23 protein-coding genes and 1 riboswitch are annotated in these 23801 nt (G+C 72.1%); of the genes, 6 read left to right on the forward strand and 17 right to left on the reverse strand.

What is annotated here, in order from left to right; translation table 11 throughout:
- Positions 1-56 precede the first annotated feature (56 nt).
- Both ACFY3J_RS24510 and ACFY3J_RS24515 read left to right on the forward strand, forming a co-directional pair.
- A complete protein-coding gene (locus tag ACFY3J_RS24510; RefSeq protein ID WP_390841748.1) occupies positions 57-836 on the forward strand; it encodes an alpha/beta hydrolase in 780 nt (259 codons plus the stop codon).
- A complete protein-coding gene (locus tag ACFY3J_RS24515) occupies positions 829-1581 on the forward strand; it encodes a hypothetical protein (protein ID WP_390841749.1) in 753 nt (250 codons plus the stop codon). The genes ACFY3J_RS24510 and ACFY3J_RS24515 overlap by 8 nt, the downstream gene beginning before the upstream one ends.
- Positions 1582-1652: 71 nt before the next feature.
- Here the strand turns inward: ACFY3J_RS24515 and ACFY3J_RS24520 are convergent, their stop codons facing one another.
- The 6 genes from ACFY3J_RS24520 to ACFY3J_RS24545 form a co-directional block, all read right to left on the reverse strand.
- Positions 1653-2411 (reverse strand): endonuclease/exonuclease/phosphatase family protein, encoded by a 759-nt coding sequence (locus tag ACFY3J_RS24520; RefSeq protein WP_384180158.1) that lies wholly within the window; start codon positions 2409-2411, stop codon positions 1653-1655.
- An 87-nt stretch (positions 2412-2498) separates the two neighbouring features.
- Positions 2499-3452 (reverse strand): ROK family glucokinase, encoded by a 954-nt coding sequence (locus tag ACFY3J_RS24525; protein WP_384180155.1) that lies wholly within the window; start codon positions 3450-3452, stop codon positions 2499-2501.
- A gap of 101 nt (positions 3453-3553) precedes the next feature.
- Entirely contained in the window at positions 3554-4135 is a 582-nt protein-coding gene (locus tag ACFY3J_RS24530) for a DUF5304 domain-containing protein (RefSeq protein WP_390841750.1), read from the reverse strand.
- 57 nt (positions 4136-4192) lie between these two features.
- Positions 4193-5362 carry an ArsA family ATPase gene (locus ACFY3J_RS24535; RefSeq protein ID WP_384180151.1) on the reverse strand — a complete coding sequence of 390 codons (1170 nt, stop codon included), beginning with the start codon at positions 5360-5362 and terminating at the stop codon, positions 4193-4195.
- A 162-nt stretch (positions 5363-5524) separates the two neighbouring features.
- Positions 5525-5968, reverse strand: a complete 444-nt coding sequence (locus tag ACFY3J_RS24540; protein WP_390841751.1) for an SRPBCC family protein — start codon at positions 5966-5968, stop codon at positions 5525-5527.
- Positions 5969-6113: 145 nt separating this feature from the next.
- A complete protein-coding gene (locus tag ACFY3J_RS24545) occupies positions 6114-6911 on the reverse strand; it encodes a metallophosphoesterase (RefSeq protein WP_384180146.1) in 798 nt (265 codons plus the stop codon).
- Between the two features lie 241 nt (positions 6912-7152).
- Between ACFY3J_RS24545 and ACFY3J_RS24550 the strand changes: the two genes are divergently transcribed.
- Positions 7153-8949, forward strand: a complete 1797-nt coding sequence (locus ACFY3J_RS24550) for an AMP-dependent synthetase/ligase (protein ID WP_390841752.1) — start codon at positions 7153-7155, stop codon at positions 8947-8949.
- Between the two features lie 12 nt (positions 8950-8961).
- Here the strand turns inward: ACFY3J_RS24550 and ACFY3J_RS24555 are convergent, their stop codons facing one another.
- Positions 8962-10104 (reverse strand): glycosyltransferase family 4 protein, encoded by a 1143-nt coding sequence (locus tag ACFY3J_RS24555; RefSeq protein ID WP_390841753.1) that lies wholly within the window; start codon positions 10102-10104, stop codon positions 8962-8964.
- Between the two features lie 137 nt (positions 10105-10241).
- Here ACFY3J_RS24555 and ACFY3J_RS24560 point away from each other — a divergent pair, with 137 nt between their 5' ends.
- A complete protein-coding gene (locus ACFY3J_RS24560; protein ID WP_390841754.1) occupies positions 10242-10688 on the forward strand; it encodes a hypothetical protein in 447 nt (148 codons plus the stop codon).
- On the opposite strand, the gene ACFY3J_RS24565 is transcribed toward ACFY3J_RS24560, so the two are convergent.
- The 5 genes from ACFY3J_RS24565 to ACFY3J_RS24585 form a co-directional block, all read right to left on the reverse strand.
- On the reverse strand, positions 10676-11866 hold the full coding sequence (locus ACFY3J_RS24565; RefSeq protein WP_390841755.1) for a hypothetical protein: 1191 nt from the start codon (positions 11864-11866) through the stop codon (positions 10676-10678). The genes ACFY3J_RS24560 and ACFY3J_RS24565 overlap by 13 nt on opposite strands.
- A 32-nt stretch (positions 11867-11898) precedes the next feature.
- A complete protein-coding gene (locus ACFY3J_RS24570; protein WP_384180138.1) occupies positions 11899-12921 on the reverse strand; it encodes an NlpC/P60 family protein in 1023 nt (340 codons plus the stop codon).
- Between the two features lie 243 nt (positions 12922-13164).
- A complete protein-coding gene (locus ACFY3J_RS24575; RefSeq protein ID WP_384180136.1) occupies positions 13165-14199 on the reverse strand; it encodes an NlpC/P60 family protein in 1035 nt (344 codons plus the stop codon).
- A gap of 238 nt (positions 14200-14437) precedes the next feature.
- A complete protein-coding gene (locus ACFY3J_RS24580) occupies positions 14438-15787 on the reverse strand; it encodes an NYN domain-containing protein (RefSeq protein WP_384180134.1) in 1350 nt (449 codons plus the stop codon).
- 74 nt (positions 15788-15861) lie between these two features.
- A complete protein-coding gene (locus tag ACFY3J_RS24585; protein ID WP_384180132.1) occupies positions 15862-16101 on the reverse strand; it encodes a hypothetical protein in 240 nt (79 codons plus the stop codon).
- 154 nt (positions 16102-16255) lie between these two features.
- On the opposite strand from ACFY3J_RS24585, the gene ACFY3J_RS24590 reads away from it, so the two are divergent.
- Together ACFY3J_RS24590 and ACFY3J_RS24595 are read left to right on the forward strand one after the other, a co-directional pair.
- On the forward strand, positions 16256-17008 hold the full coding sequence (locus ACFY3J_RS24590) for a rhomboid family intramembrane serine protease (protein ID WP_390841756.1): 753 nt from the start codon (positions 16256-16258) through the stop codon (positions 17006-17008).
- Entirely contained in the window at positions 17005-17286 is a 282-nt protein-coding gene (locus ACFY3J_RS24595; protein ID WP_141361622.1) for an Lrp/AsnC family transcriptional regulator, read from the forward strand. Before ACFY3J_RS24590 ends, ACFY3J_RS24595 begins: the two co-directional genes overlap by 4 nt.
- 26 nt (positions 17287-17312) lie before the next feature.
- Here ACFY3J_RS24595 and ACFY3J_RS24600 read toward each other — a convergent pair whose 3' ends face one another.
- The 5 genes from ACFY3J_RS24600 to ACFY3J_RS24620 form a co-directional block, all read right to left on the reverse strand.
- Positions 17313-18689, reverse strand: a complete 1377-nt coding sequence (locus ACFY3J_RS24600) for an aminotransferase class V-fold PLP-dependent enzyme (protein ID WP_390841757.1) — start codon at positions 18687-18689, stop codon at positions 17313-17315.
- 164 nt (positions 18690-18853) lie between these two features.
- Positions 18854-18970, reverse strand: a riboswitch (SAM riboswitch).
- Between the two features lie 85 nt (positions 18971-19055).
- Positions 19056-20120 carry an anthranilate phosphoribosyltransferase gene (trpD, locus tag ACFY3J_RS24605; RefSeq protein ID WP_384180126.1) on the reverse strand — a complete coding sequence of 355 codons (1065 nt, stop codon included), beginning with the start codon at positions 20118-20120 and terminating at the stop codon, positions 19056-19058.
- A gap of 146 nt (positions 20121-20266) precedes the next feature.
- Positions 20267-21904, reverse strand: coding sequence for a cytochrome bc complex cytochrome b subunit (locus ACFY3J_RS24610; RefSeq protein ID WP_384180124.1), 1638 nt, complete (start codon positions 21902-21904; stop codon positions 20267-20269).
- Positions 21901-22968, reverse strand: coding sequence for a Rieske 2Fe-2S domain-containing protein (locus ACFY3J_RS24615; RefSeq protein WP_384180121.1), 1068 nt, complete (start codon positions 22966-22968; stop codon positions 21901-21903). The genes ACFY3J_RS24610 and ACFY3J_RS24615 overlap by 4 nt, the downstream gene beginning before the upstream one ends.
- On the reverse strand, positions 22965-23774 hold the full coding sequence (locus tag ACFY3J_RS24620; protein WP_384180119.1) for a c-type cytochrome: 810 nt from the start codon (positions 23772-23774) through the stop codon (positions 22965-22967). The genes ACFY3J_RS24615 and ACFY3J_RS24620 overlap by 4 nt, the downstream gene beginning before the upstream one ends.
- Positions 23775-23801 lie beyond the last annotated feature (27 nt).

Genomic DNA, 23801 nt, shown 5'->3' on the forward strand with positions numbered 1-23801 from the left:
GTCAGTGCGGTCGCGTACGGTGAAGTACCTGCAATCGACGACCACAGGAGAGCAACGTGCCGGTGCTCCCCGGAGCCGAACCGTTCCGCCACGAGGGCGGGGAGGTCGGCGTCCTCCTCTGCCACGGCTTCACCGGTTCCCCCCAGTCCCTGCGCCCCTGGGGGCGGTACCTCGCCGAACGCGGTCTGACCGTCTCGCTCCCGCTGCTGCCCGGGCACGGCACGCGCTGGGAGGACATGCAGCTCACCGGCTGGCCGGACTGGTACGCGGAGGTGGACCGCGAGCTGCGTGTCCTGCGCGAGTCCTGCGCGCAGGTGTTCGTGGCCGGACTGTCCATGGGCGGCGCGCTGGCGCTGCGGCTGGCCGCCCGGCACGGGGACGCGGTCGCGGGCGTCGTGGTCGTCAACCCGGCCAACAAGGTGCACGGACTGTCCGCGTACGCCCTGCCGGTGGCCCGCCATGTCGTACGGACCACGAAGGGCATCGCGAGCGACATCGCGCTGGAGGGCGCCGCCGAGCTGGGGTACGACCGGGTGCCGCTGCACGCCGCGCACTCGCTCAGGAACTTCTTCCGGATGGTCGACGGCGAGCTGCCGCAGGTCACCCAGCCGCTGCTGCTTCTGCGCAGCCCGCAGGACCATGTGGTGCCGCCGGTCGACTCGGCCCGGATCCTCGGCCGGATCTCCTCCACGGACGTCACCGAGGTCCTCCTGGAACACAGCTACCACGTCGCGACGTTGGACCACGACGCGGACCGGATCTTCGAGGAGAGCTACGCCTTCGTCGGCCGGCTCGCACCCAGTGTCGGCAAGGAAGGGACGACGGCAGGTGGCTGAGCACGACTCCGACCGCGAGAACCTCGACGGCCGCGAGCCGGTGGAGCCGGCCGAACCGGTCACGCCGGCCGAGCCCGTCGGGCCGGCCGAGCCCGTCGGACCGGCCGAGCAGCGCGCCGAGCCCGGTGTACCCGCCGGGAAGGAAGGCGTCGCCTTCGACGAGGCGGCCGCGTGGGCGGCGATCGTCGCCGGGTACGGCGAGGAGCCGCCGGACCCGCCGGGCTCCAGGCCGTTCCGGCCGATCGAGGACCTGGCGCTGCCGCCGGACCCCGGGACGCCCGACGAGAAGCTGTGGAAGGAGAGGAAGGACAGCAAGGCCGAGGACGCCAAGGGCGACACGAACGACGAGAGCGGCAAGGACGGCGAGAGCACGGAGGGCCCGGCCGGCCGGCTGGGCAGCTCGGTCTCCTTCGCTCCCGGTGTCGGCAAGTCCGCTGCGGGGCCGCGCGACTACTCGCTCGCCGAACCGTCCGACGAAGACTTCGACGAGGGCGACGAGGGCCATTTCGTCCCGCCGGAGCCGCCCCCGCTGCCGTCCGCCGACCCGACCGCGAAGTTCGCCTGGCTCGCGGTGATCGGCGGGCCCGTCCTGCTCCTGCTGGCCGTCCTGTTCGGCTGGGACATGACGTGGTGGCTCACCATACTCGGCATCGGCGGCTTCCTGGGCGGCTTCGCGACGCTGGTGATGCGTATGAAGCCGGGCGACGACGACGAAGACGACCCGGGCCGCGGGGCGGTGGTCTGAGCCCGGGGCCGGCGGCCGGCCGGCCGCCGGCCCCGCGAACCGGACCCCGGCCCCAGAACCGGCTTCCGGCCCTAGGCGAGCGCCGGGATCCTGAGGGCGGCCAGCACCGGCAGGTGGTCCGTGGCCGCCCTCAGGTCCGCCTCGATCACGCCGGGCGTGCCGAGGGGCACCCCGCAGCCGAGGACCTCGACGCCGCGGGTGGCGAAGACCGCGTCGATGCGCCGGTGCGGATCGGCGGACGTCCAGGTGTCCTCCGCGCCCCAGGGGGCGGTGGCCCAGCCGTCCTGGAGCGAGCCGGCCAGCCGCCGGAACGCCGGTCCGTCCGGGCGCTCGTTGAGGTCGCCGCCCGCCACCGCGTGCTCCACGCCCATCCCGGCCAGCCGGTCCAGGAGCACACCGGCCTGCTCGTACCGCTCGTCCGCGTCGAGCGAGAGGTGGCAGCTGACGACGCCGAGCCGGGCACCCCCGAACCGGACGACCGCCGTCGCGAGGCCCCGCCGGTGCAGTCCGGGGGTGAGCGGCAGCAGCACGTCCTCGGTGCGCTCCACGACGGCCCGGAGCGAGCAGAGGATCGCCGGGCCCGCGGCCGTCGCGCCGCCGGTGAGGATCACCAGGTCGCAGGCCGCCGCGAGCCGGGCCAGCTTCTTGCGCCAGCGGAAGAAGCGCGGCGCCTCCTGGACGAGGACGAGATCGGGCGCACAGGCGCGGATCACCCGGGCCAGCGCCTCGGTGTCGTCCCGCATCGACCGGATGTTGTGGCTCAGGACGCGGATGACGGCGGAACCGTCGGGCTCCGTACGGGAGTTGGGCAGCAGCATGACGATCAACATACGCCGCGGCCGGCTCGGAGCCGGTACGGCGGCGCCCACCGGTCCCGGCCGGACGGGGACGGTGGGCGCGCTCGGGTGCGACCGGCACTACATGATCGGGTCGGGCTCCCGGGCGAGGTCCGCGGCGCCCACCAGACCGGCCTTGTTGCCGAGCTGGGCGGCGAGGACCTCGGCGACCGGACGCCAGTTGCCGCCGACCAGCCAGCGCTTGTAGGACTTGCGGATCGGCTCCAGGACCAACTCGCCCTCGTCGGAGAGACCGCCGCCGACGATGAACGCGGACGGGTCGAACAGCGAGGCCAGGTCGGCCAGGCCGGCGCCCACCCAGCGGGCCAGCTCGCGGTAGGAGTCGACGGCCACCGGGCAGCCCTGGCGGGCGGCCATGGAGATGTGCTTGCCCTCGATGCCGTCAGGGGTGCCGTCACCGAGGGCGAGCAGCACCTCCGCGCTCTCGGGGGCGGCGTTGGCGCGCTGCTTGGCGTACCGCACCAGGGCGCGCCCGGAGGCGTACTGCTCCCAGCAGCCCTGCGAGCCGCAGCCGCACAGCAGGCCGTCCGGGACCATCCGGATGTGGCCGAACTCGGCGGCCACGCCGAAGTGGCCGCGGCGCAGCTTGTTGCCGATGACGATGCCGCCGCCCAGGCCGGTGCCGAGCGTGATGCAGATGACGTTGCGGTGGCCCTTGCCGGCGCCGAACTTGTACTCGCCCCAGGCCGCGGCGTTGGCGTCGTTCTCCACGACGACCGGCAGGCCGACGCGCGCCTCGACCTCCTCCTTCAGCGGCTCGTTGCGCCAGTCGATGTTGGGCGCGAAGTAGACCGTGGAGCGCTGCCGGTTGACGTATCCGGCGGCGCCGATGCCCACACCGACGATCTCGTGCCCCGCGCGTGCGCCCTCCACCGCCGAGGCGATGGCGTCCACGATGGCCTCCGGCGTAGTGGGGGTCGGCACCTTGAAGGTCGAGAGGATGTTGCCTTCCTCGTCGACCACGCCGGCCGCGATCTTCGTGCCGCCGATGTCGACGCCGATGGTGAGTCCCATGAATCCCTCAGTTCCGGTCGAGCCCCGCTACGGCCAACCGTACCCGAGGCCCTGCCGTCGAATTCGCGTCGTCCGGACGGTGGTCCAAGTCGTCCGGCCGGTCAGTCCAAGTCGATGCGCTCGCCGCCGCCGGTGCCCTCACCGGGGTCGCGGCGGCCGTCGGAGCGGGTGTCCGGCTCGCCGGGTTCGTCCCGCGGGGACTCGCCCGTGCCGGACGACGTCCAGCGGCGCTCGTGGGACTCGACGGCCGAGCGGTACGCGGCGAGGAGTTCGCCACCGGCCGCCGCCAGGTGTTCGAAGACCTCGGGGTTGCGCTCCACGACCGGCTCGACGGCCGCCTTGGCCTGCTGGACCATCTGCCGCACCACCTGCTCGGCAGCGGGTCCGGCGAGAGCGCCGAGCAGCGGTGCCTGGAGCGACGACAGCTTGTCGGCGACGGTGTCGACGAACTTGCGCAGTTCCTCGGCGGCCGAGCCCGGCGGCGGGCCGTACCGCTCGCGGCGGCGGGCCTGCTCCGCGGCGAGGTCCTCGGCGCAGGCCGTGGACCAGGCGTCGGCGTCCGTGGCGCGCCGCTCCCCCGGCTTCTCGGCCTCGCTCGAACGGGGGGTGTCCCCACGGCCGCCGGGCTCCTCCTGAGCGGCGTCGTCCCGAGCGGCGTCGGACGGTGTGCGCTCTTCGCTCATGGCGGACTCCTGACTACGGTTCGTCCCTACGACGTTACCCGAACGGGGGTACGCGGTTCATCTCTCGCGGGGCCACAGCGCGGGGTCCGGCGCGAACCGGATCCGCAGCTCGCCGTCGCGCAGGGCGGCCCCGTCGACGGTGCACCGGCGCAGGGCCGAGGGCAGCGGTACGACACGGCGGAACGGCCCGGCGGTGACCGCGAGTTCGTCGCCGAGCCGGATGAGGTCCAGCTCCTCGCGTATGGCGCCGGGCAGCGGGATGTGCCACACGAGGACCCCGTCCTCGGCGAGCCGGTCGGTCACGGGCCACTCGACCGGCGCGCTCGCCGGGTTCGCGCCGGGCACGGCGAGGGCGGCGAGATCGTCCAGGCCGCGCGGGTCCCGGCCCAGGTGGGCGGCCGGGTGGACGGCGTACGCCTCCCGCCACTCGTCGAGGGTCTTGCGCTGCTGTGCGACCGGGCCGGCCAGCCAGGAGTCCGCGGCGGTCTCCGGCAGGACCCGGCCGGCGACCAGGCACTCCACGGCCAGTCCGCGCACGGCCAAGCCCAGGGCGGCGCTCCGGACGGCGTCGGCGCCGGCCGGGCCGGGCTCGGCGACCAGGCGTACGCGGGTGCCGCGGTCGGCGAGGACCGCGGCCACGGCGGCGAGTTCGACGTCCCAGCGTGCCGCCGTCTCGTACAGCCACTCGGCCGGCATGGGGACGCCGGCGAGGCGGCCGAGCACCGGCCGCAGGGCGCGGGCCGCCTGCCGCTCGGGCGGGAGCAGCCGGCGCAGATAGCGGCGCAGTTCCTCGGGCAGCGCGAGCAGGGCGAGTGCCTGCGGCGCCGGGGGCAGGTCGACGACCAGCAGTTCGAACCGCTCCGACAGGGCCGCGTCGCGCAGCGCGCGCAGCAGGGCGAGTTCCTCGGCGCCCGGCAGCGGCGTGACCTCCTCGGTGTCCAGGCGGGAGGCCCCGAGGAGGTCCAGTACGTTGCCCGCGCGGTCCTGGAAGGCGGTGAGGTCGGCCCGGAAGCCGGCCGCCGCGTCGGGGCGCCAGGCGGTCAGCCGCGGCGCGACGGGCACCGGCTCCGCACCCGTCGGCACCCCGAGCGCCGCGCCGAGGGAGTCCGTGCGGTCGGCGCTGAGCACGAGGGTGTCGACGCCGTCACGGGCGGCGGTCAGGGCGGTGGCGGCGGAAACGGTCGTACGGCCGCTGCCGCCCGGGCCCGTGATCAGGAGGGTGCGCATGAGGTTGAACGGTAGCTGGCTTTGACGGCCCGGTCGCCCACGGGCGCCCTCCGCCGGTGTCGGCGGCGCGCCCTCCGCCTCCGTCGCGGCCGGCGCCCGGCGACGCGTGTCGCGGGTGGGCCCGCGCCGTCGGTCCGGGACCGCCCGCAGGCCGGGCGGGCCTTACTTCTCGCCCGACTCCACGCGCTTCTTCAGGCCCGCGAGGGCGCGGTCGATGATGACCTTCTCGGCCTTGCGCTTGATCATGCCGAGCATGGGGATCTTGACGTCGACGGTGAGGCGGTAGGTCACCTCGGTGGCGTACACGCCCGCGGGCCTGAGGACGTAGGAGCCGTCCAGGGAGCGCAGCATCTGGGACTTCACCAGGGTCCACGAGACCTCGTGGTCGCCGGTCCAGGTGTACGCGAGGGTCTGGTCGTCCTTGATGGCGCCCGCGTCCATGACGAGGCGGACCTGATGGGCACGGCCCTGGTCGTCGGTCTTGAGGACGTCGGCCTCCTTCACCTCGCCGGTCCAGTCGGGGTAGCGGGCGAAGTCGGCGATCACCCCCATGACCTCGGCCGGTGGCGCCTCGATCGTGATGCTCGAGCTGGTGTGTTCCGCCATCGCCGTGGCTCCTCCAGATGCGGGCCGGTAGTGCGGCCGGGTGAGGCCGGGGGTGCGCTCCTCGTGCGCACGTGTGTGCAGCGTGAAGGCTACCGCGCGCCCGACCGCCGGACTCCACCCCCACCTGCGCGATCGGCCGGAATGCTCACCATTCGAGCACCCAGGGCCGGCCGCTCCCGGCGAAGTGCCCCACGTTCACGCATTCGGTCGCGCCGATCCGCATCCGACGGACCAGCGGCTGGTGGACATGGCCGAAGAGGGCGTACCGGGGCCGGGTGCGGCGGATGGCCTCCAGCAGGGCGCGGCTGCCCCGTTCGAAGCGGCGCGCGACGGTGTCGTAGACGAGTTCCGGCACCTCGGGCGGGATGTGCGTGCACAGTACGTCGACCTCGCCGACCGCCTCGATCTTCGCCGCGTACTCCTCGTCGCCGATCTCGAACGGGGTGCGCATGGGGGTGCGCAGGCCGCCGCCGACGAAGCCGAAGACACGGCCGCCGATCTCGACCCGCTGCCCGTCGAGCACGGTGGTGCCCTCGCGGGCGTACTCCTGCCACAGGGCCGGCATGTCGACGTTGCCGTAGGTGGCGTACGTCGGGGTGGGGAACGCGGCGAAGAGTTCCGCGTACTGCTTGCGCACCGCCTGCTCCATCACCGTGGCCCGGTCGCCGTCGATGCCCGCCCACAGCCGGGCGCCGAACTCGCGCGCCTCGGTGAAGCGGCGGGCGGTGCGCAGCGCGACGATGCGGTCGGCGTTCTCCACGCCGAACAGGTCGGGGAAGATCCCGCGCGAGTGGTCGGCGTAGTCGAGGAAGAGGATCAGGTCGCCGAGGCACACCAGGGCGTCGGCGCCGTCTCCGGCTCGGGCCAGGTCGCGCGCGTTGCCGTGCACGTCGCTGACCACGTGGATGCGCGTTCTGCCGTGACGGGCCGGTGTGGGTGCCATGACGATCAAGCGTAGGCGGGCGTGGCATACGTGAACAGTGGCGGCCGGAAACGGCGTTACTGGCCGGTCATTCGGCGGGTCGACTACTGTGCGCAGGGGAACATCGATCCGTGTGACGCAGCGAACATCTCGCCGGGTCCCCCTGTCGAAGAAGCATACCGGCGGGTAACGTCCGGCCCGTCAAGTCGTTTCTGGATTTCAACAACGTCGTGGCGCCGGCGCCCTATGAGGAGCAGCAGTCTTGCGCGAGTTCAGCCTTCCGGCTCTGTACGAGGTCCCTGCGGACGGGAATCTGACCGACATCGTCCGCAGAAACGCCGCGCAGCATCCCGACGTCGCCGTCATCGCGCGCAAGGTGGACGGCGCCTGGCGGGACGTCACGGCACGGGCCTTCCTCGCCGAGGTGCACGCCGCCGCCAAGGGGCTGATCGCCTCCGGCATCCAGCCCGGCGACCGGGTGGGCCTGATGTCCCGTACGCGCTACGAGTGGACGCTGCTGGACTTCGCGATCTGGAGCGCGGGCGCGATCACCGTGCCGGTGTACGAGACCAGTTCGCCGGAGCAGGTGCGGTGGATCCTCGGCGACTCGGGCGCGACCGCCTGCGTCGTGGAGCTGGACCAGCACGCCGCCGCCGTCGACGCGGTGCGCGACACGCTGCCCGCGCTGAAGAACGTCTGGCAGATCGAGGACGGCGCGATCGAGGAGCTCGGCCGGGCCGGGCGGGACATCAGCGACGCCATGGTGGAGGAGCGCGGCTCGCTGGCGAAGGCCGACGACCCGGCGACCATCGTGTACACCAGCGGCACCACCGGCCGGCCCAAGGGCTGCGTGCTCACCCACCGCGCCTTCTTCGCCGAGTGCGGCAACGTCGTGGAGCGGCTGCGCCCGCTGTTCCGCACCGGCGAGTGCTCGGTGCTGCTCTTCCTGCCGCTGGCGCACGTCTTCGGCCGGCTGGTCCAGGTCGCCCCCATGATGGCGCCGATCAAGCTGGGCTGCGTCCCGGACATCAAGAACCTCACCGACGAGCTGGCCGCCTTCCGCCCCACGCTGATCCTCGGTGTCCCACGGGTCTTCGAGAAGGTCTACAACGGGGCGCGCGCCAAGGCGCAGGGGGACGGCAAGGGCCGGATCTTCGACAAGGCGGCCGACACGGCGATCGCCTACAGCAAGGAGCTGGACAGCCCCTCGGGCCCCTCGCTCGGGCTGCGGATCAAGCACAAGGTGTTCGACAAGCTGGTCTACAGCAAGCTGCGCGCGGTGCTCGGCGGGCGCGGCGAGTACGCCATCTCCGGCGGCGCCCCGCTCGGCGAGCGCCTCGGGCACTTCTACCGCGGTATCGGCTTCACGGTCCTGGAGGGCTACGGCCTGACCGAGTCGTGCGCGGCGACCGCCTTCAACCCCTGGGACCGGCAGAAGATCGGCACGGTCGGCCAGCCGCTGCCCGGCTCGGTGATCCGCATCGCCGACGACGGGGAGGTGCTGCTGCACGGCGAGCACCTGTTCAAGGAGTACTGGAACAACCCCGGCGCGACCCGGGAGGCGCTGGCCGACGGCTGGTTCCACACCGGTGACATCGGCACCCTCGACGAGGACGGCTACCTCAGGATCACCGGCCGCAAGAAGGAGATCATCGTCACCGCCGGCGGCAAGAACGTCGCGCCGGCCGTGATCGAGGACCGTATCCGAGCGCACGCGCTGGTCGCGGAGTGCATGGTGGTGGGCGACGGGCGGCCGTTCGTGGGCGCGCTGGTCACCCTCGACGAGGAGTTCCTGCGCCGCTGGTGCGCCGAGCACGGCAAGCCGGCGGACTCCACGGCGGAGGCGCTGCGCGACGACCCGGACCTGAACGCGGCGATCCAGGCGGCGATCGACGACGGCAACGCCGCGGTGTCGAAGGCGGAGTCGGTGCGGAAGTTCCGCATCCTGCCCTCCCAGCTCACGGAGGACTCGGGTCATCTCACCCCGTCGCTGAAGCTCAAGCGGAACGTGGTGGCGCAGGACTTCGCGGACGAGATCGAGGCGCTCTACGCCAAGTAGCGCGCCGTTCCGCTACAGCAGTTCCCTGAGCCGCTGGGCCAGCAGGTCCCACCGCCACTTCTCCTCGACCCAGGAGCGTCCGCGCTCCCCCATGCGGCGGCGCAGCGCGGCGTCCCCCAGGAGCGTGACGACGCGCTCGGCGGTCTCCTCGGAGGAGTCGCCGCGCACGACCCAGCCGGTCTCGCCGTCGAGCACCGCGTCGGGGGCGCCGCCGGAGTCCCCGGCGACGACGGGCAGCCCGGTCGCCGACGCCTCCAGGTAGACGATGCCGAGCCCCTCGACGTCGAGTCCGCCGCGCCGGGTGCGGCAGGGCATGGCGAAGACGTCGCCGGCGCCGTAGTGCGCGGGCAGCTCGGCCCAGGGCACCGCGCCCGTGAAGCGCACGGACCCGGCCACCCCGGTGCGCTCCGCCAGGGCACGCAGCTCCTTCTCGTACGGGCCACCGCCGACGATCAGCAGCACGGTGTCCGGTTCGGCGGCCAGGATCCGGGGCATGGCCCGGATCAGCGTGTCCTGCCCCTTGCGCCTGACCAGCCGTGAGACGCACACGACGACCGGCCGGTCGGTGAGCCCGAGCCGGGCCCGCACCTCGTCACCGCCCGAACCGGGGTGGAACGTCTTCTCGTCCACGCCCGGAGGCAGTTGCACCATCCGGCCGGCCGCCTCGGGCGTCAGCGCGGTGGCGATCCAGGAGCGGGTGTACTCGCCGAGGTAGGTGATCGTGTCCGTCGACTCCCCGACGCGGCGCAGGAGTCCGCGCGCCGCGGGCAGTTGCGCCCACGCCGCCTCGTGCCCGTGGGTGGTGGCCACCAGCCGCTCGGCGCCCGCCCTCCGCAGGGCCGGAGCCATCAGCCCGAGCGGCGCCGCCGCCCCGAACCACACCGCGGTGCAACCGTGTTCGCGCAGCAGCCCGACCGCGCGCCGGGTCGCGCCCGGCGTCGGCAGCAGCATCGTCGTGCGGTCGCGTACGACGGTGAAGGGCTGCTCCGCGTCGAACGCGGCCGTCGCCTCGGCCCCCTCCCGGCCCCGCTTCCAGGTGGAGGCGTAGACCACCAGCCGCTCCGGATCCAGCCGCAGCGCCATGTTGTGCAGAAACGCCTGGATCCCACCCGGCCGGGGCGGAAAGTCGTTGGTCACGATGAGGGTCTTGCGCACACCGGCCGACCCTACCGAACCCAACCGGGACACCCGGCCGCGGCCATGCCACCCGCCCCTCACCGGCCCCCCGGGAGATCATGTGCCCCGCACCACGAACCGCGCGGACCGGTCGGACTCGCGGGTGCCGCCAGCGAGTGACGGGGGCCACGGCCGCCTTCGGCCGGCTGCTGCGGCGGCTGCGGGCCCGCCGCTTCCGCCCGCACACGGCCGCCCGGGCCGCGTTCACGGCCGTACTGCTGTTCACGGTCACCAGCCGGGTCCTCAGCCCCCAGCACGTGGTGTGGCCGATCGGGCCGGCCGCCGTCTGCCTGTGCTTCCGGGACGACGGCATGCGGCTGCCGGCCGGCCTCGTCCTGGCGGCCGCCCCGGTGACGGCCCTGGAGTTCCCGGTGTACTTCGCGCACGTCGTCGCGAGCGACCGCCTCGGCGTCAGCCTCCTGCTGCTGCGCAACGGCCTGCTGGTGGCCGCGTGCGTGACCGCCTGCCGGGTCCTGTGGCGCTCGACGGTCACCGCCGCGCCACGGACACGGCCGCCGCACCGGGCCGCCCGGCCCACCGCCCGGCTCGATCAGCCCAGCTGACGTCCGAGATACGCACGCCACTGCTCGGTGAACCGGTCCAGGGTGGTGCCGAGGACCTTCTGCAGGGCGTCCTCGACCGCGCCCTCGCGGGTGCCGTGCGCGCCGACGGAGCGGTAGAAGTCGTCGAGGCGCCGCTCGCCCCACTGGTCGGCGATCATGCGGCAGGCCATCCAGCCGCTCTCGTAGGCCCGGGCGAGCCGGGCCGGGTCCCCGGCGAAGCCGAAGTCCTCGTCGGACGGCAGCGCGGCGGGAACCTCCCCGTCGGTCACGGCGCGCCGCAGTTCGGGCGCGACCTGGTCCGGGGGGCGGCCGGTGCCGCGGTAGCCGACCCAGTCGGCGTAGCCCTCGGAGAGCCACAGCGGGGTGGCGGCGTTGGTGTGGGCGCGGGTGGCGACATGGGTCGTCTCGTGAGTGAGGACGACCTGCTTGCCGAGCGACCCGAGCATGCCGTAGGCGGCGGGGTTGACGATGATCCGGTCCGCGGGCGCCCGGCCCGTGCCCCCTGTCTCGCCCGTGGTGACGGCGGCGATCCCGCGGTAGTTGGAGGCGGGCGAGCCGAGCAGTCCGGCCATGCCCTCCAGGGACTCGGGGACCAGCAGGACGACGTGCCGGCCCCAGTCGGTGCCCCACGCGTCCGACACCGCGGGTATCGCGCGGTCGGCCAGGCCCGCGTAGCCGCGCAGGACCGCGTCGCCGTGTCCGACGCCGAGCACGAGGCTGCGCAGCCCGTGCACCACCGAGACCGTGCCCTGGTCCCACAACTGCTCGGCGGCCTTCTTCTGCGGCCGGTCGGAGTCGACGTACCACTTCCCGTCGGCGCCGGTGGACAGGGTCAGCGTGCGGCCCGCGGTGACGGGCGCCCTGTCGTACCCGGTGACCCGGTAGCGCAGTTCGGCCTGCGCGACCGCGGTGTCGCCGCTGCGGCGCAGGCTCTTCAGCCGGTAGGACCAGTCCGTCAGCGGGACGGCTCGCAGTCGCGCGTACGGGGCCCGGTCCCCGGTGGCGGCGTACGCCGCCGGGTCGTGGTGCAGGACCGCCGCCGCCCGCCGGTCGAGCACCCGCTGCACCTCGGCCTTCGCGGTGTCGGCCGCGGACGGCCCGCCGCAAGCCGTCAGAGACGCGAGCAGCAGGCACACCACCGTCACCGAGGATTTCGACGCCCGCCCACGACCAGCCATTTCCCGATCGTACGGCGGCACCGGGACGGCCGTCAGACCCTGGTGACCGACGAGACCGGCATCATGTTCACCGGGTCGTAACGCACCGGAGCACCCGGATGGGGCGCGTGGATCACCCGGCCGTTGCCCGCGTACATCGCGACATGGCCGGCGTCGGAGCGGTAGACGATCAGGTCGCCGGGCCTGGCCTGGGACAGCGGGATCCGCCGGCCCGCGTTGCGCTGCTCCTGCGAGGTGCGCGGCAGATGCACTCCGGCCTGCGCGTACGACCACTGCATCAAGCCCGAACAGTCGAATCCCGTGGGTCCGTTGGCGCCCCAGACGTAAGGGCGGCCGAGGGCGGAGCGGGCGGCGGCGAGGGCGGCGGCCGCGCGGACCGAGGCGGCCGGTCCGGCGTCGAGGCCGGGAAGGAAGTCCTCGCGGCCGGAGCGCGAGGCCCGGTCGTAGGCCTCGCGCTCCGACGGGGACAGGGAGCCGAGGAGTTGGCGGGCCCTGGCGAGCTTCTGCTCGACCGTCCGCTTGTGGGTCGCGACCGCCTTGCGGTTCTTGTCCAGTTCGGCGAGGGCGCGGGTGGCCTCGGCGCGGTCCTGGGAGAGTTCGCGCAGCACCCGCCGCAGGTCCTTCAGTTCGCCGGCCTGGTGGGCGGTGATCCGGTCGAGCGTGGCGGCCTTGTCGAGGTAGTCGGCCGGGTCGCGGGAGAACAGCAGGGCGATCGACGGGTCGAAGCCGGAGCGGTACTGGGCCCCGGCCAGCGAACCCAGCGACTCCCTGAGGTCGTTGACGCGCTGCTGCCGCCGGGCGATGCGGTCCTGGAAGTCCCGCACCCGGGTGCGCAGGAGGTCGGCGCGCTCGCCGGCCTTGTCGAAGGCCTCGGTCGCCTTCTCGGCCTCCTGGTAGAGGCGGTCGACCTCGGACCGGGCGTCGCCGTGCGGAGCGGCGACGGCCGAGGTGGCCGGAACGGCGCCGAGGGCGGCGGCCGCGGCGGACAGAACGCAGAACGCGGCGCCCGCGCCCCGGTCGAACCCGGACGGTGCTGGGCGGCGATGAGACCCCACGGGAAGCCGTACTCCCTCCACTGGCGGACACTGACCGCTTCCCGGGGCCGGGGCGCCGAGCGCCCGGCCTGTGGGAAACGCGCCAGACAGTAACCGCGCGGACACACGGCGACCAAAGCCGCGGAGAGGGCACCGAACACGGGCGCCCCGCCTCTGACGCAGGTCATAGGCGGGGCGCGGGGTCACCGTGGGGTGCCGCGATTCGCCCGTTCGGGCGAGTACGAGGCGTGCTCCCGGGAGGCGTCAGATACGGACGCCGAACTGGAAGGGCATGTTGTTGATCGACTCGTAGCGCACGACGGTGCCGGTGCGCGGGGCGTGCAGCACCTGGCCGTTGCCCGCGTAGAAGCCCACGTGGTGCAGGTCGCCGTAGAAGATGACCAGGTCGCCGACCTGGAGCTGGCTCTGCGAGTAGATCCGGGTGCCCGCGTTGGCCTGCGCCTGGGAGGTGCGCGGGATGCTGACACCGGCCTGGGCGTACGCCCAGGAGGTCAGACCCGAGCAGTCGAAGGACGACGGGCCGGTGGCGCCGTAGACGTAGGGCGAGCCGATCTTGCTCTGGGCGGCGGAGTAGGCGGAGGAGGTCCGGCCCGTGGCGGGGGCGGAGTTGCCCATCTGGACGCGGTCGGCGGAGGCCCGGCTGGCCCTGGCCTGCTCGTCGGCGAGCGCGGCCTTCTCCGCGGCGGTGAGGCTGTTCAGGAGCCGCTGCGCCTCGGCGAGCTTGCCCTGGACTTCCTTCTTCTTTTTGCCCAGCTCGGTGCGCGTGGCGGCGAGGTCCTTGAGCTTCGAGGAGGCCTCGGACCGCTCCTGGGTGAGCTCGCGCTGCTTGTCCTGGATCTTCTTCAGCGCCTCGACCTGCTGGCCGCTCAACTGGTCGAGCGTGGAGGCCTTGTCGAGGTAGTCGTCCGGGTCGGCGGACAGGAAGAGCTGGAGCGAGGGGTCTATCCCGCCGGTGCGGTACTGGCCGGCGGCCATCGAACCGAGGCCGTCGCGGAGCTTGTTGAGCTCCTGCTGGCCGCGGGCGACGTTGTCCTGGATGGTGGAGATCTCCTTCTGGAGCTTCTCCTGCTTCTCCTTGGCCCCGTTGTACTTCTCGGTGGCCTGCTCCGCCTGCTCGTAGAGCTCGTCGACCTTGGACTTGACTTCGTCCTTGCTCGGCTTCGCGCTCGGGGCGGCATTGGCGGCCTGGGCACTGATGGCTACGGCCGCTGCCGCCGCGGTGGTGAGCACAGTCACGCGCGCACGGCTGGGTTGTTTGGGTCGACGGTGGGACGCCACGGAAGCGAGCTCCTTCTTCTGAGTGATCACCCGCTCGGAGGTTCGAGGCTCGACCCTAGTGACCTCATCGTGATGAATTCAAATCCTGGGGCGGAAAATCCCACCACTCGCTTCATTCTTTGCCCATAACTCACCGGCAGTGAGGACCACTTGACCCTGCGTCGCGTGACGCTTCCGGTGAATTCGGGAATGCTGCCCGTATGTTGCGCTTGAGGCTTACGTGGCCCTACGTCCGGTTTCAGCCGCGCGAGAGCCGCTTCAGCAGCACCGCCGAGGCCACCGGCCGCGCCCCCGCCTTCGCGATCCCGTCGGCGACCTCGCGGTCGGTCGAGGCGACGATCACCGGACGGCCGGGCGGCTCGGCCCGCACCAGCTGACGGATCAGCTCGTCCGCCGTGACCCCCGGCTTGGAGAACAGCACCCGCACACCGCGCGGCGGCGCGAGGAGCACCGGCGCGACCAGCTCGGCCCCGTCGAAGACACAGGTGACCTCGGCGCCGGTCTGCGCGGCGAGCTGCGAGAGCTGCCCCAGCAGCCTCAGCCGCTGCTTCTCCAGCGGCATCTGCGGATAGCCGGTCTTGGTGACGTTGTAGCCGTCGACGACCAGATGGGCCTGCGGCAGCGCGAGCAACTGGTCGAGGATCGCCGGGTCGTGCTCGGACAGCGCGCGGGCGGCGATGTCCTTGGGGGTCATCCGGCCCGGCTCGACCGCGTCCACGGTCTCCGCCGGCCGCACCGACACCGGGGGCAGCGCCAGCTCCCGGCGCAGCCCCTGGGCCGCGTCCAGGACGGTGTCCAGCAGCAGCCGCACCCGCATGTCCTCCACGCTGCGCCCCTCGCGGGCCGCCCTGCGGGCGGCCTCCAGCGCGGCCTCCGCCTCCCCCAGCCGTGCCTTGAGCCGCCGGGCCTCGCTCTCGGCGGACGACACCTGCGCCTGCCCCTCGGCGCGCATGGCCTCGATGTCGCCCCGCGCTTTGCGCAGCGCGGCCTCACCGCGCTTGACGTCGCTGTGCGCGGCCCGCAGCTTGCGGTGCAGCGACTCGGTCTCTTTCCTGGCGGCGTCCAGCTCGGCCCGCAGCCGCTCGGTGTCGGCGCGGCTCTGCTCGCGGGCCGCCGCCAGCTCGGCGCGCAGCCGCTCCAGTTCGGCGCGGCTCTCCTCGTCGGCGCGCTCGGCGTCCGCCCGCTGGGCCTCCTCGCCCGCGGCGGCGACCAGCTTCACCCAGCCCGACGGGCGCAGTACATAGGCCGCGGCCGCCACGTCGAGCGGATCCGCGGCCGGGGGCGGCGTGCCGGAGTCGAGGGCACCCGACAGCTCCGGCTGGTCCTCTTTGAACTTCTCGCCGATGCGCTGGCGGAACAGCGGATCGGTCTCCAGCGCGGCAGCCATCGCGTTGCCCGCGAACTTCGCCCGGCGGCTGGGAGTGAACCGGGCGTACTGCCGCAGCTGCGCCGGCAGCTCGGCGAACGTCAGCGTGCCGAAGGAGTCGGAGACGATCTGGACGACCCGGCGGCGCACTCCGTCGGGCAGGGGACGGTCGAGCACCTCGGCGGCGCCGTCGCCCGGCCCCCCGCCTTGTGTCTCCACCATCCGTCACCCCAATGCCTCTACGCCTCTGTGCTTCGCGGACCCCCGCGGGGGTCGCCTGTGCGGGCCCGCTCCGCTCAGGAGCCGACGCCCGGCCTGTCCACGAGTTCCACCTGGTCCACGGCGTTGCACCAGCGGCAACGCACCGACTCGATCGTCTCACTGACCACCTCGCGCTCCTCGACCTGCGGCTCTCCGGCCAGGTCGAGGTGGACGTACTCGACGACCTTCGACGAGCGGGTCACGTCGAAACGGGTGAGATTGCCGCACAGGGTGCAACGCCACCGGGTCGTGGCGGTCGGCAGGGGAACCGTCATCGTGACTGTTCGCTTCCTTCTGTGTCCGTGACGCGCCAGCTTCCCTGGGCGTGTGGCACGTAACCCTACGGCCTGGCGGCGACTCGGCGCCGGTCCGTCCATGGCGGCGAGGCGGTCTGTGCGCTTGCGTCCGGTTACGCCATGCTCTGTGCACATGATCGGCAACAGGCACACGGTGGCCGCCCGGACGATCAGGGCGGCCAGGGCGGTACGGAGCATGCAGGCGCCGGTGACGTGCGCCCTGATCGTCCTGTGCTGTCTGATCTTCGTGGCCGGCCCGGCGGCAGGCCTCAATCCCTCCTACGGCACGGGGGACGCGCTGCTGCTCGCCCAGCGGGCCTACTTCCGGCGGTGGGGCGTGATCCCCGCCGATTTGTTCACCGGCTCGCTCCGGGCCGCCCTCACCCCCGCGACGGCCCTGTTCGTGCACGGCAGCTGGGTGCACCTGCTCGGCAACATGCTCTTCCTCTACGTCTTCGGGGCGATGACCGAGGAGCGCATGGGCCGCGTCCGCTTCACGCTGTTCTACGTCGGCTGCGGCTACCTGGCCCTGGTGGGCTACGCGGCCGCCAACGCCGCCTCCGGGCAGAGCCTGGTCGGGGCCTCGGGCGCGATCTCGGCGGTCCTCGGCGCCTTTCTCTACCTCTTCCCCAGCGCCCGGGTGACCAGTCTCTTCCCGTTCCTGTTCTTCCTGCCGCTGCGCTTTCCCGCGTGGGTGGTGCTGCCCTTCTGGGCGGCCCTCCAGTGGCTGGCCGCAGGGCGCGCCGCCGAGGGGCCGCAGGTCGCCTACCTGGCCCATGTGGTGGGCTTCGCCCTGGGCTTCGCCTGCGCGTGGGCCTGGTTCGGACGGAAGACTAGAGTGAAGGCCGCCCCTGCTCCGGCCCCCGAGGGAGAGAACCAGCCGTGATCACCGCGATCGTCCTCATCAAGACCAGCGTGGACCGGATCCCCGAGATCGCCGAGCGGATCGCCTCACTGGACTCGGTCAGCGAGGTCTTCTCCGTCACCGGCACGTACGACCTGATCGCCATGGTCCGGGTGCGGCAGCACGAGGACCTGGCGGAGGTCATCCCGGGGCGGATCAGCAAGATCCCGGGCGTCGAGGGGACGGACACGCACGTGGCCTTCCGCACCTACTCGCAGCACGACCTGGAGGCGGCGTTCGCCATCGGGCTGGACTCCTGACCGCCCCGGGCTCCTGAGCGGGCGGATCACACCGCGGGCACGCAGCGGCCGTCCTCCGTGCGGTACGTCCACTTCGCGCCGTCCCTGACCAGCTCCCGCACCGCCGCCACGAAGCGGTCCACGTGCTCGTCGGGCGTGCCCGCGCCGAAGCTCACGCGGATGGCGTTGAGGGACTTCTCGCCCGGGGCGGCCTCGGGCGCACCGCACTCGCCCTGGCTCTGCGGATCGCCGCCCAGCAGGGTGCGGACCAGGGGGTGGGCGCAGAAGAGGCCGTCGCGGACGCCGATGCCGTACTCGGCGGAGAGGGCGGCTGCGAAGTGGGAGCTGTTCCAGCCCGCCACGACGAAGGAGATCACGCCGACCCGCGGGGCGTCGTCGCCGAACAGGGACAGCACCCTGACCTCGGGCACCTCGGCGAGACCCGCCCGCACCTTGCGGATCAGGTACCGCTCACGCGCGACGAGGTCGCCGAAACCGGCCTCGGTCAGCGCCGTGCAGGCCGAGGCGACGGCGTAGGCGCCGATGACGTTCGGGGACCCGGCCTCGTGGCGGGCGGACGACTCGTGCCACCGCACGTCCACGGAGCCGTCGGCGCGCCGCGCCACCGTACGGCTCGCGCCGCCGCCCGCGAGGTACGGCTCGGCCTCGCGCAGCCAGTCGGCGCGGCCGGCCAGGACGCCGGAGCCGAAGGGGGCGTACAGCTTGTGGCCGGAGAAGGCGACCCAGTCGACGTCGAGGTCGCGGACGGACACCGGGTGGTGCGGGGCGAGCTGGGCGGCGTCCAGGACGATCCGGGCGCCGTGCGCGTGGGCGGCGGCGGCCAGCTCCCGTACGGGCCACAGCTCGCCGGTGACGTTGGAGGCGCCGGTGACGCAGACCAGGGCAGGGCCGTGGGGGTCGCGGCCGGCGAGGGCCCGCTCCAGGGTCGCCACGGCCCGCTCCGGGGTGCGCGGGGCGTCGAGGCAGGTCACCCGCGCGTCCCGCCACGGAAGCAGCGAGGCGTGGTGCTCGGTCTCGAAGACGAAGACCTCGCAGTCCGCGGGCAGCGCGCGGGCGAGCAGGTTGAGGGAGTCGGTGGTGGACCGGGTGAAGACCACCTGGTCCTCCGCACGGCAGTCCAGGAACTCCGCGACCGTCTTCCGGGCGTTCTCGAACAGGTCGGTGGAGAGCTGGGAGAGGTAGCCGGCGCCGCGGTGGACGCTGCCGTAGTACGGCGCGTACGCCGCCACGTCGTCCCAGACGCGCTGGAGGGCGGGCGCGCTGGCCGCGTAGTCGAGCGCCGCGTAGGTGACCTCCCCGCCGGTGACGAGCGGAACGGTGACGTCCCGGCCCAGCACGGGCAGCGGGGCACGGACGGACTGGTCGGCGGCGACGGCGACGGTGGGGTCGGCGGAAACGGACATGGGCGAACTCCCGTGAAAGCAGGCGAAATCACCACGCGAGCGGGCACGGCTCAAGCGTGGAGAAGGGGGGAAAGGGTGATGCGGAGGCGGGGCTCTACGCCCTAACGCATTCGCTTGCTCACGGGAGGCTCCCTCGTACGACCAGGACCCCTGGTGACGCGAGGGGTCCGCGCTTGCCGTAGACCTCGCTGCCTACGGCCTGGTCTTCACCCGGGGCACCCCGCCACGGACGGAGGGTTGCCGGACAGCCGGCCGGGGCCACATGGCTGTCACTCATGACCTGGTTCAGCATCCTGCCACACGATCTTCCACGCGCAAGGCGCAGTCCGGATCGTGGACTGCGCCTTGCGACGGGAGGTTCGGGTATCAGGCGTTGCTGACGGCCACCCAGCGCTCCAGCGTGTGCTTGGCGGACCCGGAGTCGATCGACTCCGCCGCGCGGTCCATCCCGGCCCGGATCTGTTCGACGAGGGTGCCCGGGCCCGGCCGCAGAGCCACCAGCGCCGCCGCGGAGTTCAGCAGGACGGCGTCCCGTACGGGCCCCTTCTCTCCGTCCAGCAGGCGCCGGGCCACCTCGGCGTTGTACGAGGCGTCACCGCCCCTCAGCGCCTCCACGGGCACCAGTTCGATGCCGACGTCCCGCGGGTCGAAGCGCTCCTGGGTCACCTTGCCGTCCCGGACGATCCAGACCTGCGAGGTGGCGGTCGTGGTGAGCTCGTCGAGGCCGTCGTCGCCCCGGAAGACCAGGGAGGAGTGGCCGCGCTCGGCGAAGACACCGGCGACGACCGGTGCCATGCGCGGGTCCGCGACCCCGACGGCCTGGGCCCGCACCCTGGCCGGGTTGGTCAGCGGGCCCAGCACGTTGAAGACCGTGCGGATGGCCAACTGGCCGCGGGCGGCGCCCGCGTGGCGCAGCGCCGGATGGAACTTGATCGCGAAGCAGAAGGTGATTCCGGCCTCCTGCGCGACCTCGGCCACCCGCCGCGGCGTCAGCTCCAGATTGACGCCGAGCTTCTCCAGTACGTCGGAGGCCCCGGAGGCGGAGGACGCGGCCCGGTTGCCGTGCTTGACGACGCCGGCGCCCGTACCGGCCACGACGATCGAGGACATGGTGGAGATGTTCACGGTCTTGGCGCCGTCGCCGCCGGTGCCGACGATGTCGACGGTCTCGCCGGGCACCTCGATCACATTGGCGTGCTCGTACATCGTCCGGACCAGGCCGGTGATCTCCTCCACCGTCTCGCCCTTGGCCCGCAGGGCCACCACGAACCCGGCGATCTGCGCGTCGGTCGCCTCGCCGCGCATGATCAGGTCCATCGCCCAGGCGGTCTCGTCGGCGGTGAGGTTCCGGCCATCCAGCAGGCCGTTCAGCAGGGCGGGCCAGGAGCGGCCCGCCGCGGTGTTGCCTCCAGCGGGGGTCACAGCGTTCATATGCCGCTCCTGGGTCGGTGTCCCGTATGCGGGACGCGAGTCTCGAACAGGTCCACCCTATCCAGCCCCGGGCATGGCGAAGGGCCCCGTCCGGGGATCGGACGGGGCCCTTCGACCGTGGCGTGGCGACGCTCAGCGGTCAGTGATCAGTGGTGGCCGTGGCCGCTCGTGATCTCCTTGTACTCCTCGACGGTCGGCTTCGGGATCTGGTTGTCCTCGCCGTAGTACGCGTTGCTGAGCTTGGCGCGCAGCTTCTGCGAGCCCTTGATCTTGCGCTCGACGCCGTTCTCGTCGACCGCCGGGCCGATCTCCGCCGGCTCGTACTGGTCGTGCGCCGTGAGCGTGTAGAGCTGCTCCTGGCTGAGCGGCTCGTGGACCTCGATGAACTCACCGTGCGGCAGGCGCTTGATGATGCCGGTCTCGCGACCGTGCAGCACCTTCTCCTTGTCGCGGCGCTGGAGGCCGAGGCAGATCCGCTTGGTGGCGACGAACGCGATGATCGGTCCGACGAAGAAGCCGATCCGGACGAACCAGGTGACCGCGTTGATCGACAGGTGGAAGTGCGTGGCCCACAGGTCGTTGCCGCCGCCGACCAGCGTGATCATGTACATCGTGATCCAGGCGACACCGAATGCGGTACGCGTCGGGGCGTTGCGCGGGCGGTCCAGGATGTGGTGCTCGCGCTTGTCGCCGGTGATCCAGGACTCGATGAACGGGTAGACCGCCAGCGCCGCCAGGACCAGGCCGAAGAGGACCAGCGGGATGAACACGCCCAGGACGAGCGTGTGGCCCCAGAAGTTGACCTCCCAGCCCGGCATGAAGCGGACAAGGCCCTCGGCGAAGCCCATGTACCAGTCGGGCTGGGCGCCGGTGGACACCTGGTCCGGACGGTACGGGCCGATCACCCAGATCGCGTTGATCTCGAAGAGCGCCGCGATGATCGCGAGCACACCGAAGACCAGGAAGAAGAAGCCTCCGGCCTTGGCCATGTACACCGGCAGCAACGGCATGCCGACGACGTTCTTGTTGCTCTTGCCGGGGCCCGCGAACTGCGTGTGCTTGTGGTAGAAGACCAGGATCAGGTGGGCGACCACCAGGCCCAGCATGATGCCCGGCAGCAGCAGGATGTGGATCGAGTAGAACCGCGCCACGAAGTCGTGACCGGGGAACTCGCCGCCGAAGAGGAAGTACGAGATGTACGTGCCGACGATCGGCATGGACAGGATCGCACCCTGCGTGAAGCGGACACCGGTGCCGGAGAGCAGGTCGTCCGGGAGCGAGTAACCGGTGAAGCCGGTGAACATGCCCAGGGCGAACAGCAGGAAGCCGAACAGCCAGTTGATCTCACGCGGCTTGCGGAACGCGCCGGTGAAGAACACGCGCATCATGTGCACGAACATGCCGGCGAGGAAGATCAACGCGGCCCAGTGGTGGATCTGCCGGATGAGCAGACCACCGCGCACCTCGAAAGAGATGTGCATGGTCGAGTTGAAGGCCTCACTGACCAGCTGTCCCTGCATCGGGACGTACGCCCCGTTGTACACCACCTCGCTCATCGAGGGGTGGAAGAACAGCGTCAGGTACACACCCGTGAGGATGATGATGATGAAGCTGTAGAGGCAGACCTCGCCCAACATGAACGACCAGTGGTCGGGGAAGATCTTGCGCATGTTGGCCTTGGCCAGGGAGTAGATCCCGAGCCTGCCATCGGCCCAGTCGGCGAGCCTCTCGCCGGCCGGTGCCTGCCCGCGAGAGCGGGACTCGTTGGCTGCTGATGTACTCATCCGCGCTCCCAGAATGCAGGACCGACAGGCTCCGCGAAGTCGCCGAGCGCCTGGAGGTAACCCTCGCTGTCCACGCCGATACGCAGCTGCGGCAGAGCGTGGCCGGCGGGGCCGAAGATCACTCGGGCACCGTCGGAGAGGTCGAAGGTGGACTGGTGGCACGGGCACAGCGCGTGGTGCGTCTGCTGCTCGTACAGGGAGATCGGGCAACCCACGTGGGTGCAGATCTTCGAGAAGGCGACGATGCCCTCGTGGCCCCAGTCGAGCTCGCGCTTGTCCTTGATGTCGGCCGGCTCGAGCCGGATGATCATCAGGGCCGCCTTGGCGATCTCGTTCTGGAAGTCCTCGTCCGTCTCCTTCAGCCCGTCGGGCATCGCGAAGGTGAGCGAGCCGACCGTGACGTCCTCGGGGCGCAGCGGCAGGTTGGTGTTCATGTTGACCAGGCGCTTGCCCTTGGCCCACAGCGTGTGCCGCAGGCTGGTCCCGGGCAGCGGGCCGAGGTCGCGCAGCAGCATGACGCCGGACAGCGGCACCAGCGTGAGCGCGCCGAGCATCGTGTTGCGGATCAGCTTGCGACGGCCGATCGCCGACTCCTTGGCGCCCTGCTTGAAGTCCGCGTGGACCTTGGCACGGACGTCGGGGGACGCCGCGATCGGGTGACGCTCGTCGGCGACCTCGACGTCGGACATCAGGGTGCGGGCCCAGTGGACCGCGCCCGCGCCGATCGCGAACAGCGCCACGCCCAGCGTCAGGCCGAGCGCGAAGTTGAGCGCGTTGATGCGCCCGAGCGTGAAGACGAAGATCGACTTGTCGTGCGGGATCGCCACGTACGAGGCGATGAAGCCGATGGTGGCCAGCATCGACACCGTGAACATCAGGGCGACGGTGCGCTCCGACCGCTTGGCGGCCCGCTCGTCGATGTCCTGGATCCGGTGCTCGTGGGGCGGCAGGCCCGGGTCGGCGAACGGGTTCCGCTCGTCCGCCACGGAGACCGCGCCGCGCCCGGGCTCGTGGGTTGCCTGCGCTGCGGGCAGGTTCTCTTCAGGAATGTCTTGGCTACTCATGACTTCTTGGCCTTTGCGGTCCGAGCGGCGACCCAGACGGCGACCGCGACAAGGGCACCCAGCCCGAAGATCCAGGCGAACAGACCCTCAGCGACCGGTCCGAGGCCGCCCAGTTCGTTGCCGCCCGGGGTCGTGGTCTCTTCACCGTTGACCGCGTCGAGGTACGCGATGATCTCCTTCTTGTTCTTCTCCGTCAGCAGCGTGTCGGGGAAGGAAGGCATGTTCTGCGGGCCGGTCTGCATGGCCTCGTAGATGTGCTTGTTGCTCACACCCGTGAGGTCCGGGGCGTACTTGCCGTGCGTCAGCGCACCGCCCTTGCCGGTGAAGTTGTGGCACTGGGCGCAGTTGGTGCGGAACAGCTCACCGCCCTTGGCGGCATCCGCGCCCTCGGGGCTGTACTGGTTCTTCGTCGGCACGTTGGGACCAGCACCCAGGGACGCGATGTACGCGGCGAGCTGGTCGATCTCGGCCTGGTTGTAGATGACCTTCTTGCGCGGGACCTGCGCGCCCGGCTGCTGGGCCGGCATACGGCCGGTGCCCACCTGGAAGTCGACCGCCGCCGCGCCCACACCCACCAGGCTGGGACCGTCAGTGGTGCCCTGCCCACCGGTGCCGTGGCAGCTGGCGCAGCCGACCAGGTAGAGCTTCCTGCCCTCCTCGATGGTGAGGGACTGGGCGGTGTCCTCGGCCTTCGCCTTGCTCGCGGGCGCGAACGCGGTGTACAGCCCCCCAGTGGCCGCCAGCGCGAAGAGTAGGACGACGACCGCCGCCAGCGGATGGCGTCGTCGTGCGGAGAGCTTTTTCACGGATTACCCCGGTGTCAGGATCTTCTG

The sequence above is a fragment of the Streptomyces sp. NPDC001231 genome (assembly GCF_042896885.1).
Lineage (GTDB): Bacteria > Actinomycetota > Actinomycetes > Streptomycetales > Streptomycetaceae > Streptomyces.

Bases quoted from the DNA above. Each gene is read 5' to 3' on its own strand.
- ACFY3J_RS24520 (WP_384180158.1), bottom strand. From the start codon at position 2,411: ATGTTGATCGTCATGCTGCTGCCCAACTCCCGTACGGAGCCCGACGGT.
- ACFY3J_RS24525 (WP_384180155.1), bottom strand. From the start codon at position 3,452: ATGGGACTCACCATCGGCGTCGACATCGGCGGCACGAAGATCGCGGCC.
- ACFY3J_RS24530 (WP_390841750.1), bottom strand. From the start codon at position 4,135: ATGAGCGAAGAGCGCACACCGTCCGACGCCGCTCGGGACGACGCCGCT.
- ACFY3J_RS24535 (WP_384180151.1), bottom strand. From the start codon at position 5,362: ATGCGCACCCTCCTGATCACGGGCCCGGGCGGCAGCGGCCGTACGACC.
- ACFY3J_RS24540 (WP_390841751.1), bottom strand. From the start codon at position 5,968: ATGGCGGAACACACCAGCTCGAGCATCACGATCGAGGCGCCACCGGCC.
- ACFY3J_RS24545 (WP_384180146.1), bottom strand. From the start codon at position 6,911: ATGGCACCCACACCGGCCCGTCACGGCAGAACGCGCATCCACGTGGTC.
- ACFY3J_RS24565 (WP_390841755.1), bottom strand. From the start codon at position 11,866: ATGGCTGGTCGTGGGCGGGCGTCGAAATCCTCGGTGACGGTGGTGTGC.
- ACFY3J_RS24580 (WP_384180134.1), bottom strand. From the start codon at position 15,787: ATGGTGGAGACACAAGGCGGGGGGCCGGGCGACGGCGCCGCCGAGGTG.
- ACFY3J_RS24585 (WP_384180132.1), bottom strand. From the start codon at position 16,101: ATGACGGTTCCCCTGCCGACCGCCACGACCCGGTGGCGTTGCACCCTG.
- ACFY3J_RS24590 (WP_390841756.1), top strand. From the start codon at position 16,256: ATGATCGGCAACAGGCACACGGTGGCCGCCCGGACGATCAGGGCGGCC.
- ACFY3J_RS24600 (WP_390841757.1), bottom strand. From the start codon at position 18,689: ATGTCCGTTTCCGCCGACCCCACCGTCGCCGTCGCCGCCGACCAGTCC.
- trpD (WP_384180126.1), bottom strand. From the start codon at position 20,120: ATGAACGCTGTGACCCCCGCTGGAGGCAACACCGCGGCGGGCCGCTCC.
- ACFY3J_RS24610 (WP_384180124.1), bottom strand. From the start codon at position 21,904: ATGAGTACATCAGCAGCCAACGAGTCCCGCTCTCGCGGGCAGGCACCG.
- ACFY3J_RS24615 (WP_384180121.1), bottom strand. From the start codon at position 22,968: ATGAGTAGCCAAGACATTCCTGAAGAGAACCTGCCCGCAGCGCAGGCA.